The 13,902-nt window shown below is 73.8% G+C and carries 14 protein-coding genes; 5 read left to right on the forward strand and 9 right to left on the reverse strand.

The features are described 5' to 3' along the window. From egtD to egtA, 4 genes are read right to left on the reverse strand one after another with little or no spacing between them, the layout of a single operon-like run. The gene (egtD, locus tag ACFYOH_RS33235; RefSeq protein ID WP_388633385.1) at positions 1-960 is read right to left on the reverse strand and encodes an L-histidine N(alpha)-methyltransferase; all 960 of its coding nucleotides are present in this window, start codon (positions 958-960) and stop codon (positions 1-3) included. Next, positions 957-1,772 (reverse strand): ergothioneine biosynthesis protein EgtC, encoded by an 816-nt coding sequence (gene egtC / locus ACFYOH_RS33240; protein ID WP_388633388.1) that lies wholly within the window; start codon positions 1,770-1,772, stop codon positions 957-959. Before egtC ends, egtD begins: the two co-directional genes overlap by 4 nt. Continuing rightward, on the reverse strand, positions 1,772-3,109 hold the full coding sequence (gene egtB / locus ACFYOH_RS33245) for an ergothioneine biosynthesis protein EgtB (RefSeq protein ID WP_388633391.1): 1,338 nt from the start codon (positions 3,107-3,109) through the stop codon (positions 1,772-1,774). Before egtB ends, egtC begins: the two co-directional genes overlap by 1 nt. Next, the gene (gene egtA, locus ACFYOH_RS33250; RefSeq protein ID WP_388633394.1) at positions 3,106-4,440 is read right to left on the reverse strand and encodes an ergothioneine biosynthesis glutamate--cysteine ligase EgtA; all 1,335 of its coding nucleotides are present in this window, start codon (positions 4,438-4,440) and stop codon (positions 3,106-3,108) included. Before egtA ends, egtB begins: the two co-directional genes overlap by 4 nt. 277 nt (positions 4,441-4,717) lie before the next feature. Here egtA and ACFYOH_RS33255 point away from each other — a divergent pair, with 277 nt between their 5' ends. Continuing rightward, positions 4,718-5,593 carry a TIGR02452 family protein gene (locus tag ACFYOH_RS33255; RefSeq protein WP_388633396.1) on the forward strand — a complete coding sequence of 292 codons (876 nt, stop codon included), beginning with the start codon at positions 4,718-4,720 and terminating at the stop codon, positions 5,591-5,593. On the opposite strand, the gene ACFYOH_RS33260 is transcribed toward ACFYOH_RS33255, so the two are convergent. Then, positions 5,578-6,024 (reverse strand): type II toxin-antitoxin system PemK/MazF family toxin, encoded by a 447-nt coding sequence (locus tag ACFYOH_RS33260; RefSeq protein ID WP_388633399.1) that lies wholly within the window; start codon positions 6,022-6,024, stop codon positions 5,578-5,580. The genes ACFYOH_RS33255 and ACFYOH_RS33260 overlap by 16 nt on opposite strands. A gap of 625 nt (positions 6,025-6,649) precedes the next feature. Beyond that, on the reverse strand, positions 6,650-7,063 hold the full coding sequence (locus tag ACFYOH_RS33265) for a cupin domain-containing protein (protein WP_388633401.1): 414 nt from the start codon (positions 7,061-7,063) through the stop codon (positions 6,650-6,652). A 128-nt stretch (positions 7,064-7,191) separates the two neighbouring features. Between ACFYOH_RS33265 and ACFYOH_RS33270 the strand changes: the two genes are divergently transcribed. Continuing rightward, positions 7,192-7,863: a helix-turn-helix transcriptional regulator gene (locus ACFYOH_RS33270; protein WP_388633404.1), complete on the forward strand. Its 672-nt coding sequence runs from the start codon at positions 7,192-7,194 to the stop codon at positions 7,861-7,863. Between the two features lie 85 nt (positions 7,864-7,948). After that, on the forward strand, positions 7,949-8,377 hold the full coding sequence (locus ACFYOH_RS33275) for a hypothetical protein (protein ID WP_388633406.1): 429 nt from the start codon (positions 7,949-7,951) through the stop codon (positions 8,375-8,377). A gap of 172 nt (positions 8,378-8,549) precedes the next feature. On the opposite strand, the gene ACFYOH_RS33280 is transcribed toward ACFYOH_RS33275, so the two are convergent. Together ACFYOH_RS33280 and ACFYOH_RS33285 are read right to left on the reverse strand one after the other, a co-directional pair. Next, positions 8,550-9,971 carry an amidase gene (locus ACFYOH_RS33280; protein ID WP_388633409.1) on the reverse strand — a complete coding sequence of 474 codons (1,422 nt, stop codon included), beginning with the start codon at positions 9,969-9,971 and terminating at the stop codon, positions 8,550-8,552. A 35-nt stretch (positions 9,972-10,006) separates the two neighbouring features. Next, positions 10,007-11,263, reverse strand: coding sequence for an MFS transporter (locus ACFYOH_RS33285; protein WP_388633412.1), 1,257 nt, complete (start codon positions 11,261-11,263; stop codon positions 10,007-10,009). Positions 11,264-11,319: 56 nt separating this feature from the next. On the opposite strand from ACFYOH_RS33285, the gene ACFYOH_RS33290 reads away from it, so the two are divergent. Next, the gene (locus ACFYOH_RS33290; protein WP_388633415.1) at positions 11,320-12,315 is read left to right on the forward strand and encodes a metalloregulator ArsR/SmtB family transcription factor; all 996 of its coding nucleotides are present in this window, start codon (positions 11,320-11,322) and stop codon (positions 12,313-12,315) included. Positions 12,316-12,466: 151 nt separating this feature from the next. Here the strand turns inward: ACFYOH_RS33290 and ACFYOH_RS33295 are convergent, their stop codons facing one another. Next, a complete protein-coding gene (locus ACFYOH_RS33295) occupies positions 12,467-13,030 on the reverse strand; it encodes an NADPH-dependent FMN reductase (RefSeq protein ID WP_388633418.1) in 564 nt (187 codons plus the stop codon). A gap of 103 nt (positions 13,031-13,133) precedes the next feature. Between ACFYOH_RS33295 and ACFYOH_RS33300 the strand changes: the two genes are divergently transcribed. Then, positions 13,134-13,814, forward strand: a complete 681-nt coding sequence (locus ACFYOH_RS33300; RefSeq protein ID WP_388633421.1) for a TetR/AcrR family transcriptional regulator — start codon at positions 13,134-13,136, stop codon at positions 13,812-13,814. The last annotated feature ends 88 nt before the right edge of the window (positions 13,815-13,902 follow it).

Here is a 13,902-nt window from a genome sequence, read left to right on the forward strand (position 1 = left end):
TCACCGCACCACACTCAGCGACAGCGCGAAGCGGCCCTGCGCGTCCGTCCACCAGTGGCTCAACTCAAGTCCCGCAGACGCCAGTTCGGCGGTCACACCCTCCCTGCGGAACTTCGCGGACACCTCGGTGCGCAGTTCCTCGCCCGCCGCGAAGTCCACGGCCAGGTCCAGCGCGGGCACCTTCACGGTCTGCGCGGTACGGGAGCGCAGCCGCATCTCGATCCACTCGTGCTCGGCGTCCCAGAGGGCCACGTGGTCGAAGGCGTCCGGATCGAAGTCGGCGCCCAGCTCCCGGTCGACCACGGCCAGCACGTTCTTGTTGAACGCCGCCGTCACCCCGGCCGCGTCGTCGTACGCCCGGACCAGCACTCGTTCGTCCTTGACCAGGTCCGTGCCGAGCAGCAGCCCGTCGCCGGGGGCGAGCAGGGAGCGAACGGAGGCCAGGAACTTCGCGCGTTCGTCGGGCAGCAGGTTGCCGATCGTGCCGCCGAGGAAGGCCAGCAGCCGGGGACCAGGGGTCGCGGGCAGGGCCATCGGGGCGGTGAAGTCGGCGATCAGCGCGTGCACGTCGAGGTCCGGACGGTCTTCGACGAGCGCTTGTCCGGCCTGGGTGAGGGCGCTCTCGCTGACGTCGACCGGGACGTACGCCGCGGGCGCGAGCGCGTCGAGGAGGAAGCGGGTCTTCTCCGAGGAGCCCGAGCCGAGTTCGATCAGCGTGCGGGCACCGCTCGCCGCGGCGATCTCGCCGGACCGGCCGGCGAGGATCTCCCGCTCGGCGCGGGTGGGGTAGTACTCGGGCAGTTCGGTGATCTGCTCGAACAGCTCGCTGCCGCGGGTGTCGTAGAACCACTTGGGCGGCAGCCACTTGGGCTGGACGGTGAGGCCGTGCAGGACGTCGGCGCGCAGCGCGGCGTCCGTCGCGTCCTCGGGGAGGGTGCGGGTGACGTGCAGGGGGCTCACGTACAGGGCTCCTTCGATGATGGGGGTCCCCCCGCTCGAGCGGAGTCGAGAGTGGGGAAGGACGCGGGATCCTCCAGTGGTGCGAGCAGCACGCCGGCGCGGCTCGCGGTGAGCACGGTGCGGTCGGGAACCTCCTGCCAGAGCGGGTCGTCGTCGTAGGGCTCGGAGGCGACGACCGTGCTCAGGCCGGGCTCCGTGCGGTACCAGAGGGTGTCGCCCCAGGCGGTGGCGGCGATCGTCGCGCCGTCCGTCAGCAGCAGGTTGAGCCGCGAGGCCGGGGCCGCCCCGGCCAGCTGGCGAACCGTTTCACCGAGGGCCTGGTCGGGCTCGTCACCCGAACGCAGCCGGTGCAGGACCAGCGCCCAGACGAACGCCGAGTCGGTGCGGGCCTGCAGTGACAGCAGCTCGACCGGGGGCAGCGCGGAGACCAGCGGGGCGACCGAGTCGGGCCAGCCCGCGAGGGCGCCGTTGTGGCTGAACAGCCACCGGCCCGAGGCGAAGGGCGCCGCTGCGGCCTCGGCGTCGGCACCCGCGAGCGTCGCGTCCCGTACGGCGGCGAGTACGCAGCCGGAGCGCACCACCCGGGCCAGGTCGGCGAAGGACAGGTCGGCCCAGACCGGCCCGGCCCGCCGGTAGCGCGCCGGAAGAGGGTCGTCCTGGGCGTACCAGCCGACCCCGAAGCCGTCCGCGTTGACCGTCCCGTAGCGCTGCCGCCGGGGCGCCCACGACTGGCGAACCAGGCTGTGCTCCGGCTCCAGGAGCAGTCGGCCGAGCGTTTCCTCGGGCCCCACATAGGCCAGATGACGGCACATCAGACGGCCTCCGAGCGCGCGGTGCGGAACCCGGAGAAGATCTGCCGCCGGATCGGGTAGTCCCAGTTGCGGAACGTGCCCCGGCAGGCCACCGGGTCCACGGCGAAGGAACCGCCGCGCAGCACCTTGTGGTCGGAGCCGAAGAACACCTCCGAGTACTCCTTGTACGGGAAGGCCTGGAAGCCCGGGTAGGGCAGGAAGTCGCTCGCCGTCCACTCCCACACGTCACCGATCAACTGGCGTACGCCGAGCGGTGATGCCCCGGCCGGGTAGCTGCCAGCGGCCGCGGGCCGAAGGTGCCGCTGGCCCAGGTTGGCGTGCTCCGGTGCCGGGTCCGCGTCGCCCCACGGGTAGCGCATGGAGCGGCTGGTGGCCGGGTCGTGCCGGGCGGCCTTCTCCCACTCCGCCTCGGTGGGCAGCCGCCGCCCGGCCCAGCGGGCGTAGGCGTCGGCCTCGTACCAGCACACGTGCAGCACCGGCTCGTCGGGCGGGACAGCCTCGGTGAGGCCGAAGCGCCGCCGCAGCCAGCGGCCGCCGTCCCGGCGCCAGAACAGTGGCGCGCTGATCGCGTGCTGCTTGATGTGGGCCCAGCCCTCCGGGGTCCACCAGCGCTCGGTGTCGTAGCCGCCGTCCTCGATGAACGCCTGGTACGCCGCGTTCGTCACCGGGGTGGTGTCGATCCAGAACGGCGCCACCTCCCGGGCGTGCGCCGGGCGTTCGTTGTCCAGCGCCCATGGCTCGGCCGAGGTGCCCATAGTGAACGGGCCGCCGGGGACAAGGACTTCGGCCGGACCGGTGAACAGCGGGGCGGGTTCCGGGTCCGGGGCGGTGAGGACCTGCGGGCCCTTTCTGAGCTGATGGGTGATCAGCATCGTCTCGTCGTGCTGCTGTTCGTGCTGGGCGATCATTCCGAAGGCGAACCCCGCCTCGGTCAGCCGGGTGCCGTGGAAGTCCGCGCCCGCCAGCAGGTCCGTGACCCGGCCGCGTACCTCGGCCGCGTACCGGCGGGCCTCGGCGGGCGGCAGCAGCGGCAGCGAGGGCCGCTCGGCGCGCGGGTGCTCGAAGGCGTCGTACAGGCTGTCGATCTCGGGCCGCATGGCGTCCCGGCCGCCGATCGCCCGGAGCAGCCACAGCTCCTCCTGGTTGCCGATGTGCGCGAGGTCCCACACCAGCGGGGACATCAGCGGCGAGTGCTGGGCGGTGAGATCGGGTTCCTCGACGCAGGTGGTCAGCAGCGTGGTGCGGTCCCGTGCGGTGGTGAGGGAGGCCAGCACCCGCGCGCGCAGCGTCTCGGTGTCCACCTCGGTCGTCGAGGTGTCGGTCTCAGGGGCGGTCATGTGCGGATGTCCTTCCTCCCATGGGCGGTACGGCCGGGCCGGGACGCGCGCAGGCCCCTGCCCGCCGATCGGTCCAGCAGGTCGTCGGCCGGGCAGCGGCCCCGGTCGACATAGCGGTCCAGGTACGCGGCCACCGCGCCGGTGACCTCGGCGGTGGCGCCGATCCGGGGCAGGGCCTGCAGCGCCGCCGCGAAACACACGGCGGCGACCTCGCGCAGCTCCGGGTCGGCGAGGCCGAGGCGGGCCGCGTCGGTCCACAGCGGGTTGTGCGGGGCGGGCAGGTTCAGGCCCCGCTCCGCGAGGCGCTTGACGCTGCGGTACGCCGTCTCGGCGGCCGCCGGGTCGTCGAACAGCGCCGCCGTCACCGCGAGGGGCACGATCCAGCCGTCGTCGCCGGGCTGCGCGTCGATCATCCGCAACTCCAGGTGGCCGCGCGGCCGGACCGGCGGGAACAGCGTGGTCAGGTGGTACTCCAGATCCGCCCGCGTGGGCGGCCGGGGTGACCGGGAACGGGTCCACTCCCGGAAGGTGAGCCCCTCGGGCACGTGCCACGGCCCGTTGTCCCGGCGCACACACATCACCGGTGAGTCGAGCACGTGCCGGGCCCACGCGGCACGCGGCTCGCCGTCCAGCGGGGGAGCGCCCGCCCGCCCGGCACCGATCTCCATCCACATCAGCTGCCGGGTGGACATCCAGCCCGTGGGCTCGTGGCCGAGCAGCGGGGAGTTGGCGAACGCGGCCACCATGACGGCCCCCAGCTGATGGGCCAGCCACCAGCGGCGCCGGTACCCGAGCGGGCCCGGCTCCTCGTGGCCGGCGTCCACGCAGACCTGCACGGAGGCGGAGGCGCACATCATGTGCCGACCCGCCGGACCGGTGCGGTCCAGGCAGGTCTCCATCGCGTCGTAGCGCGGCTCGTGCAGGAACCGGCGGGGGGTGTGCCAGGGGTCGTGGCCGATGCCGACCAGACCGAGCCCTTCCTCGGCGAGGACGGCGCGGACGGTGTCCAGATCGGCGGAGACGGTGCCGATGCACTCCATCAGGGAGGCGGCGGGCGGCGAGCTCAGCTCCAGCTGGCCGCCGGGTTCCACGGTGAGCGGCGACCGCAGGGGCAGGGCCCGCAGCGCGGCGTACACCGCTTCGAGTCGTTCGGGTGTCACGGGGAGCTGCGGCATCCGCAGCTCATGGATGAGCCACTCCAGCTCGACACCGAGCGAGCGGGGCGGCCCGGTCTTGAAGCAGATGCCCCGGACCAGGGCCTCCACCTCGGCTTCGGTGACGGCGGTGCGATGCTCCGTACAGTCGCCACCGTCACTCTGAGAATCGGACATGTCGGGATCCTCCTGAGATTCCACCATGCCTCCGGCCCGGTCGACCGTCGGGCCGGGCAGGCACTCGTTCCACCCAAGACCCTCGCGCCGATTCGCACAAGGGTGCCCCTGGGGACGTTCCGGTTCGGTCATCTCCGTTTCCGTATGCGTTCTCCGGACCGTTCCTGGGGCGGGAAACTCCGTTGCACCGCATCACCAGCATCACCCAGGATGCGTGCATGAGCACGACGGGGGAGACCGCGCAGGCCGCGGACACGGCGCCCACGGGGGTGGCGCCATGAGCGCGCGCCTGCGCGGTATCGCCGCCGAGACCGAGCAGATCGTGGCGGCGGGCCGGTATCGCGCGCCGGACGGTCGAGAGGTGTCGATCGCGGCGCAGACCGAGGCCGCGCGGGCCGGTACGCGGATGTTCGGTCCGGAGCCGGTTTCCCTACGGCGGCCGGGTGACGCGGGGGTCGGCTCGCAACTCGCGGCGGACACCGTTGTCGAGGTCACCGGGGAGAGCAGTCTGGAGGCCGCCCACCGACTGGCCGGCGCCCCGGTCGCCGTCCTGAACTTCGCCTCCGCGCGCAATCCCGGCGGCGGCTATCTCAACGGCGCCCAGGCCCAGGAGGAAGCCCTGTGCCGCGCCTCCGCGCTGTACGCCTGCCTGCTGGAGGCGCGCGAGTTCTACGACCATCACCGCGCCCACCGCGACCCGTTCTACACGGACCGGGTGATCCACAGCCCCCGCGTCCCGGTGTTCCGTGACGACCGGGGCCGGCTGCTGGCCGAGCCGTACCTCGCGGGCTTCCTGACCGCGGCCGCCCCGAACGCGGGCGTCGTACGGCGCACGGCGGCCGAGCGTGCCGGTGAACTGCAGACCGTCCTGGCGCGGCGGGCCGAGCGCGTACTGGAGACGGCCGCCGCCCACGGCTATGGCCGGCTGGTGCTCGGCGCCTGGGGCTGCGGCGTCTTCCAGAACGACCCGGTGCAGGTCGCGGGCGCGTTCCGCACCCTGCTCGGCCCCGGCGGCCGGTTCGCCCGCACGTTCGAGCACGTGGTCTTCGGGGTGCTGGACCGGACGCCGGGAACCGTGGTGCGTGAGGCGTTCGTCCGGGCGTTCCCGGAGTCCCGGACCGACGCGCCGTACGCCGGTCAGGTCCAGCCGTAGCGCTCGTGCAGCCGCTGCCGGACCAGGTTGAAGCGCATCCGGTCCAGCGCGCACGCCTCCCGGCGCATGCCGTTCTCGTGGAGCCGCAGGACACGGTCCACGTCCACCCATGAGTCCCGGCCCGACCGGTCCCACGGCCCGCTGCCGATCGCGACCCATTCCCGGTCGCCGTCGTGCCGCTTGCTGGACAGCTGTACGGCGAGGAGGGTGCCGGCCGCCTCCCGGGCGACGACCAGCACCGGGCGGTCCTTGCCCCGGCCGTCGTTCTCCTCGAACGGCACCCAGGTCCACACGATTTCGCCGGGGTCCGGGTCGCCGTCGTGGGCGGGGGAGTACTCGGTGCGCACCCGGCCGACGTCGTGCGGGTCCGCCTCGGTGGTCGCGTGGGGGCCGTAGCGGCCGGGGACGTTCTCATCGGTAAACGTGGTCACGGAGGCACCCTAGTGGGAAGCTCGCACGGGGCAAGGGGCGGCTGCCACCGGCAGTGAGGGGCTTCCGCAGGGCAAGGGGCGCCTGCCGCCGGTAGAGAGAGGCTTCCGTGGGGCACCGGGCGGCTGCTGTCGGGGCGTTGTGCCGCTGAGGAGCGAGAGTGCGGCCGGTCGCGCACCGGTGGAGCGGATTTTGCCTCGCGGGGCCGGTGATGTGGCGGCGCTTGGGGCTGTGGCGTGCGGGCGGTCAAGGTGCGGCTGATCGAACCGTGGCGCGCGGGGCGGTCAGGGGTGCGGTGGTTGGTCCGTGGCGTGCCGGGTGGTCGGGGATGCGGGTGGTGGGTCCGTGGTGCGTGGGGCGGTCATGGTGCCGGTGGTCGAGGCTGTGGCGTGCGGGCGGTTATGGGTGCGGTGGTTGGTCCGTGGCGCGCGGGGCGGTCAGGGGTGCGGTGGTTGGTCCGTGGCGTGCCGGGTGGTCGGGGATGCGGGTGGTCGGGCCGTGGCGCGTGGGGCAGGTGCCGGTGGTTGGGGCCGTGGCGCGCGGCGTCGTCATGGTGCCGGTGGTCGAGGCCGCAGGGTCGCCGGAGGCGTGATGGGCGGGCTGTCGAGGCAGGCGAGGTGCGGCCGGTCAGGGCCGCGGGCGGGTGCTGATCCGCATTCCCGGGCGGCGTTGATGCACGGTCACATAGGTCAGGCCCGCCTCGCCGGCGGTGATGCTGCGCTGTGCCCCGTGCGGCAGCCAGGCCAGGGCGCCCTCGGTGAGCGGCTGGGATTCGTCGGCGGTGCCTGTGCCGAGCACGCCGTCCCCGGACACGACCAGGAGCATCACATCCAGCTGTGTCTCGGTGTGCGCCGTGATCCGGTCGCCCGGGGCGAGCCGGACCACGTTGGCATCGAGCTGCCGTCCGCTCTCGGCCAGCTTCCACAGCACGCCGCCCGGCAGCGGCGGAGACTCGGCCAGGGCCCGGGCGTCGCACAGCACACGTGCGGTGGGCGCGGTACGGCCGGCCGGCCCGGCGTCGGTCGCGGAGCGCGACGTCATCTGGTGTTCCCCTCGACTCTTCCGTCTCCCTGCGAACAGGTACCCCCTGGGACCCCGCCTGCTCACTCTACAATTAATACATGTAGGGTTCGTGAAAAATGAGCGCAGGTGAGGGAGGGGGTCCGGAGATGACCACGCGGCAGAGCCCGCGCCGTCGAGCGGTACTGGACGTACTGCGCGCCGCCCCCTCGCCGCTCGGCGTCACGGAGACGGCCGAGCGGATGGGCGTCCACCCGAACACGGTGCGGTTCCATCTGGAGACCCTGGTGTCCGAGGGTCTGGTCGAGCGCCGGACCGAGCCGTCCCCGGGACCCGGCCGGCCCCGCACCGTCTACACCGCACGCCCCGGCATGGACCGCGGCGGCACGCGCGACTACCGGCTCCTCGCACGCATGCTGCTCAGCCGGTGGGCAACCGCAGACCCGGCGACGGCGCGCGAGGAGGCCATGGAGACGGGCCGGGCGTGGGGTGCTCACCTGGTGCAGCCGCCGCCCCCGTTCGAGGAGCCGACGGCAGACCGCTCGGTGGCCGCACTCCTCGCCCTGCTGGGCGAGTTGGGCTTCGCGCCGCAGGCGGAGGAAGCGGACGAGACCGGCGGACCGCCCCGGCGGATCCGGCTACGGCACTGCCCGTTCCTCGAACTGGCCGAAGAGCACGGCAAGTTGGTGTGCCCGCTCCATCTCGGGCTGATGCAGGGTGCCTTGGCCCGGCTGGACGCCCCGCTGACGGCCACCGGCCTGGAGCCTTTCCTCGAACCCGACTCGTGTGTGGCTCACTTGGCCGTGAGCAAGGCTGCCTAGGGAACGCACTCCCCCCCGGCTTCCCTCACCCCGCACACTCCCCCGCACTTCACTCGCCGGCCCCAGGCAAAGAAAGGCCCCGCACATGAACGTCACGTCCGCCGCCACCGCAAGTGCGGTCACCTTCGTCTGGCTCGGCATGGTGCTGGCGATCTCCTTCCTGGAGGCCCCGCTGAAGTTCCGTGCACCGGGTGTGACCATCCCGGTCGGCCTGGGCATAGGCCGGCTCGTCTTCCGTGCGCTGAACGCGGTGGAGGCGGTGCTGGCCGTCGTCGTCATCGCCGCGATCGCCGTGGGCGGTGCCCCGGCCGGGATCACGGCGCTGACGGCGGTCGTCGCGGTGCTGCTCCTCGCCCAGCTGGCCGCCGTCCGGCCCTACCTCAACCGCCGGTCCGACCGGATCCTCGCGGGGGAGGAACTGCCCCGCTCCCGCAGCCACTTCTGGTACGTGGGGCTGGAACTCCTGAAGGTCATGGCGCTGATCGCCCTGGGAGTCGGCCTGCTCACGGTGTGACGGCACCGCGATTCCCGACGGCCGGCTCGCCGTGCCGGAAGCGGGTGGATGGCTGGGCTGCTGGTCGGCTGGTCGGTCGGTCGGGAGCGGCCGGGTGTCGGGGAACCCCTGGCGGCCGCTCGGTCGGGCGGGGACGGGCGGGCCGCAACCCCTGGTACGGCCGAAGCGGCCGTCACGCGGCCCGCGTCGCCGAGGCGGCCTCCGGTGGCCACCGGTCGTGCCAGCGCAGCTCCGCCTCCAGCTGGGCGGCGAGGGACACCAGCAGGGGTTCGCTGTACGCGGGCCCGAGCAGCTGCGCGCCCACCGGCAGGTCGTCACCGACGAACCCGGCGGGCACGTTGACGCCCGGCCAGCCCAGCACGTTCCACGGCCAGGCGTAGGGGCAGGCGGCGATCATCGCCCGGTCCGTGGCCAGCCCGCGCAGCCCGTACAGGGCGCCGATCCGCGGCGGGGGAGCGGCCGTCGTCGGCGCGAGGATCACGTCGTACGACGCGAAGAACCGGCCTATCCGCCGGTGCAGCACCGCCTCCGCACGCCGGGCCGCCCTGAGCGGGGCCCCGCCGAGCAGCCGGCCGAGTCGCGCCGCGTCCCGGGTGCGCGGGTCGAGCAGCGCCGGGTCGGGCGCCTCGCGGACGTGCTCGGCGATACCGGCGGTGGCGCGCGGCACGAAGGTCAGCCCGATCTGCCCGTACGGCGGGTCGGCCTCCTCGACCTCGTGCCCCAACGCGGCGAGTTTCCCGGCGAGTTCGACGACCCGGGCACGGATCTCCGGATGCAGCCGCGCCGGTACGGCGGTGAACGGCGGCTTCAGGGACAGCGCGATGCGCAGCCGGCCCGGGTCCCGGCCGACCGCGTCCGTCACCGTCAGCGCGGGCGGCCGGTGCGGGTCCCGGTCGTGGTTGCCGCTCGCCGCGTCCAGCAGCAGCGCCGCGTCGGCGACCGTCCGGGCGAGGGTGCCGTTGACCGTGATGCCCTGGAAGGACTCACCGCGCGGCCAGGTGGAGATCCGGCCGCGCTGCGGCTTGATGCCGATCAGACCGGTCCACGCGGCCGGGATGCGCACCGAGCCGGCGCCGTCGGAGCCGAGCGCGGCGGGGACGAGTCCGGCGGCGACGGCGGCGGCCGAGCCCCCCGACGACCCTCCGGGCGTGTGCGCGCCGTGCCATGGGTTGCGGGTGTCCCCGAACGCGGGTCCCTCGGTGAACGGCCACTGCCCCAGCTCGCACGTGTTGGTCTTGCCGACGATCACGGCACCGGCCGCACGCAGCCGCCGTACCGCCTCCCCGTCCTCGGCGACCGCAGGGAACTCGCCGGCGCAGCCGAACGCGGTCGGCTCACCGGCCACGTCCATGTCGTCCTTGACCGCCACCGGCACCCCGAGCAGCGGACGCCGCGCCCCGGCGGCCAACTCCCGGTCGGCGGCGTCCGCTTCGGCGAGCGCGGCCTCGGCCCGCACGATCCGGAAGGCGTTCAACGTCCCCTGCGTGGCCTCGATCCGGGCCAGCGCGCGTTCCACCAGCGCGCGGGAGGTCACCTCCCCGTCGGCCAGCGCCCGCCGGGTCTCGACGAGGCCGGCGGAACGGTCGTGCGTCATGGACGGGCACCTCCGGGAGACTCCGGGATCGATGTCTACCGAACGGTAACGTCACAGCCGGACGGCCGTACGGGTTTCGCACGGATGTGTCGGGCGACTGCCGTCCGCCCAGCGGCCCGTGCGCCCAGGTGCCGCACCAGGCCCAGCCCGGTCAGCAGCGCGACCAGAGCGCACACCCCGGACCAGCCGAATCCCGCGTACGCCCGGGAGCCGAGCCAGGAACCGAGGCTGCCGCCCAGATAGGCGCAGGCCATGTAGGCGGTGTTGAGGCGGCTGCGGACGTCCGCGGCGAGGGCGTAGACGCGCACCTGGTTGCCGACCATGCCGGACTGCATGCCGACGTCCAGCAGCAGCGTGCCCGCCACCAGGGACAGCAGGCCGGGGATGCCGCCGAGGCCGCCGAGGGCGAGGACCGCCGCGGATGCCAGGACCAGCAGGAAGCAGACCAGGTTCACCGCGTCGGCGCCGCGCCGGTCCACCAGTCGGCCCGCGACCGGCGTGACGAGCATGGTCACCGCGTTGACCAGCGCGAGCAGTCCGACCGCATCCGCGCCGAGCCCGTACCTCGGGCCCGTCAGCAGCAGCGCCACCCCGGTCCACACGGCGGAGAAACCGGCGAACACCGTCGCCTGGTAGAAGGAGGAGCGGCGCAGGGCCGGTTCGGTGAACAGGAGGCGGACCGGCTCGGCAAGCAGCCGAGGGTAGCGCTGCCGGGACGGCGCCGCCGTGGCCGGGAGCGCGCGGGCGAGGAGCGGCGCCACCGCGAGGGTGAGCAGGGCCGCCAGGACGTACGGCGCCCGCCAGCCGAGCCGGTCGCCGAGGGCGCCGCCGGCCGTGCGGGACAGCAGCATGCCCGCGAGGCTCCCGCTCAGCAGCGTGCCGCCGACCACGCCCCGCCGCTCCGGCGGGACCAGTCCGGCCGCCAGCGGACCGGCCAGCGGGGCGATCACCGTGCTCGCGCCGACCAGCACGCTCGCCACGAGCAGCGGCGGCAGCGCGGGCGCGGCGGCAGCGGCGCACAGGCCGAGGCCGGTCAGGGTGAGCAGGGTGACCAGCAATGAGCGCGGCGGCAGCCGGTCGCCGAGCGGGACGAGCAGGAAGATGCCGGCCGCGTACCCGAACTGGGTCGCGGTCACCACCCCGGCCGCCGTGCCGGGGGAGACCCCGAGGCCCGCCGCCACGAGCGGGGCCACGGCCTGCGGGAAGTACACATTGCCGACCGCGACCCCGCAGGCCAGCGCCAGCAGCGCGACGAGCCGCGGGGTACGCTGCCCGGTGTGGAGTTCCGTCATGTGCCGAAGTCCACGCCCTGCGCGGACGGTTGGCGAAGGATGTAGCCGGGGGCTAAATGATCAGGTTCCGGCTCGGGGTCGACGACCTCGCCGACACCCGGTTCGCGATCTCACCGATCGGCCAGCTGATGGAGAGCCTGCGCGTCCTGCGCGCCCCCGCCCTGCACCCCCTGCACCGCGGCTGGCGCCGCACCGTGCTCGCCGCCCTCGACCCCGCCGATCTGCCCCTGCTGGCGGCCCTGGTCGGTCCGACCCTGGCCCTGCCCGACTTCCTGACGCCCCGGCCCACCGGCTACGCCCCCACGCTGCAGGAGGAGCTGACCGTCGTACGGGCCACGCCCCCGGAGGTCGTACGGCGCGACCTGCGCGCCGCGCACGCCCCGCGTCCGCTCCCCGGCGTACTGCGGCGGGCCGACGCGCCCGGTGACGGTCCCGTCCTCGAACTCCTCGACGCCCTCTGCTCGTTGCTGCACCGCTACTGGCAGACGGCCCTGCAGCCCCACTGGCCCCGGATCCGGCTCCTCCTGGAGGCCGACATCACGCACCGGGCGGGCCTGCTGGCCACCGGCGGTGCGCGGTCGCTGTTCTCCGGTCTGCATCCGAACCTCGGCTGGGGGGACGGCGTCCTGACCATCGACAAGATGATCGGCCGGCACGCGGTCGACGGCGCCGGGCGGGGCCTGCGGCTGGTCCCCTCGGTGTTCGCGCACAAGCCGGCGCCGCCGATCAGCGCCGACGCGCCGCCGATGCTCGCCTATCCGGGCCGGGGCACCGCCACCCTGTGGGAACCGGAACCCGCGCCCGACGCCTCCGGGCTCACCGCCCTGCTCGGCGCACCCCGCACCACCTTGCTGCGGCTGCTCGCGGAACCCCTGCCCACGGTGGAACTGGCCCGTCGGCTGGGCGTGACCCCGAGCGCCGTTTCCCAGCACCTGCGGGTACTGGACGCCACGGGCCTGGTGACCCGCGCCCGGGACGGCCGCCGGGTGCTGTACCGGCGCAGCGCGCTGGCCGAGCGGCTGGTGTCGGGCGGGTCTCCTGTCCGCCGTTGACTTCGAGCGTGCTCCAGCACCTGGTGTGGGGGCCTCCGTGTGGAAGGGGTGCTTCGCGGTCCCGGCGGTGGAGGGACTGGCCGGCCTCGGCCCAGCCGCGCGGACGCGACAAGGGGCCGGACGGATCCGGCCCCTTGGTGCTGCGTGCGGCTCAGGCGGCCGCGCCCTCGCCGACGTTGCCGTGCAGACGGGCGACGACCTCGGTCAGCTGGGCGGCGACCTCGGCGTCGTCGACCGGGTGGGTCTCGGCGAAGCGGGTCAGGGAGCCCGGGATGGACAGCTTGATGTCCTCGATCACCTTGCCGCCGGCGATGCCCACGGCCTTGCGGGCCTCGTCCTGCGCCCAGACGCCGCCGTACTGGCCGAAGGCGGTGCCGATCACGGCGACGGGCTTGCCGCCGAAGGCGCCGGCGCCGTACGGGCGGGACAGCCAGTCGATGGCGTTCTTGAGGACGGCCGGGATGGTGCCGTTGTACTCGGGGGAGAAGAGCAGGAAGGCGTCGGCGGCCTGCGCGGCCTCGCGCAGGTTGGCGGCCTGGGCCGGGACGCTGCCCTCGACGTCGATGTCCTCGTTGTAGAAGGGCACGTCGGCCAGGCCCTCGAACACCACGACCTCGGCGCCCTCCGGAGCGAGCTTGACAGCGGCCTCGGCGAGCTGGCGGTTGGTCGAACCGGCACGAAGGCTGCCGACGAGCGCGAGGATGCGAACAGACATGGGGAACACTCCAAGGGGCTGAAACATCGCCGTTACGATCCGGACCGAGGTCCGCTTATCTTTGATACCACCGTAACCGGACCGCGGTCCAGTTTTCTTCCCCATGCTTTACGCTGTCTTCATGCCCAGCGCTCTGCCGCCGTTCCCGCCACCTCAAGAGCCCCTTGACCTGCCTCAGTTGCTTGAGGTCGGCATGGGGCCCGAGGAGCCGTGCCTGCGTGCCGACGCGGCGCGCAACCGGGCCCGGCTGCTGGAGGCCGCCGCGCGGCTGATCGCGGAACACGGGGTGGCCGGGGTCACCATGGAGGCGGTCGCGGCGGCGGCGCAGGTGGGCAAGGGGACGGTCTTCCGCCGCTTCGGCGACCGTACGGGACTGCTGATGGCCCTGCTCGACCACTCGGACCGGACGCTGCAGGCCGACTTCCTGGGCGGGCCGCCGCCGCTGGGGCCCGGTGCGCTGCCCCTGGACCGCCTGCGGGCGTTCGGGGTGGCCGTGCTGTACCGTTCGGTCGAGCAGCTCGACCTGCAGCTGGCCGCCCAGACGGAACCGACCCGCCGGTTCTCCCACCCGGCGGTCACCGCGCTGCGCACGCACGTCACGATGCTGCTGCGGCAGATCGTGCCGGACGCCGACTGCGAACTGCTCTCCCAGACCCTGCTCAACTCGCTCGACCCGGCCTTGATCCACCACCAGACCAGGCAGTGCGGGATGCCCATGGAGCGCCTGGAGGCCGGCTGGATCGACCTGGTCGCCCGCGTCACGGGGACCCGCCCGCCCCGCTGAGCGCCGGTCTGGACGAACGGGTTCGGTCATGTTCGTCGCGAACAAGATCGTGACGAGCATGTTCGCCACGGCGCCGCTCCACCTGATA

The sequence above is a fragment of the Streptomyces sp. NPDC007856 genome, assembly GCF_042868225.1.
Taxonomy (GTDB): Bacteria; Actinomycetota; Actinomycetes; order Streptomycetales; family Streptomycetaceae; genus Streptomyces.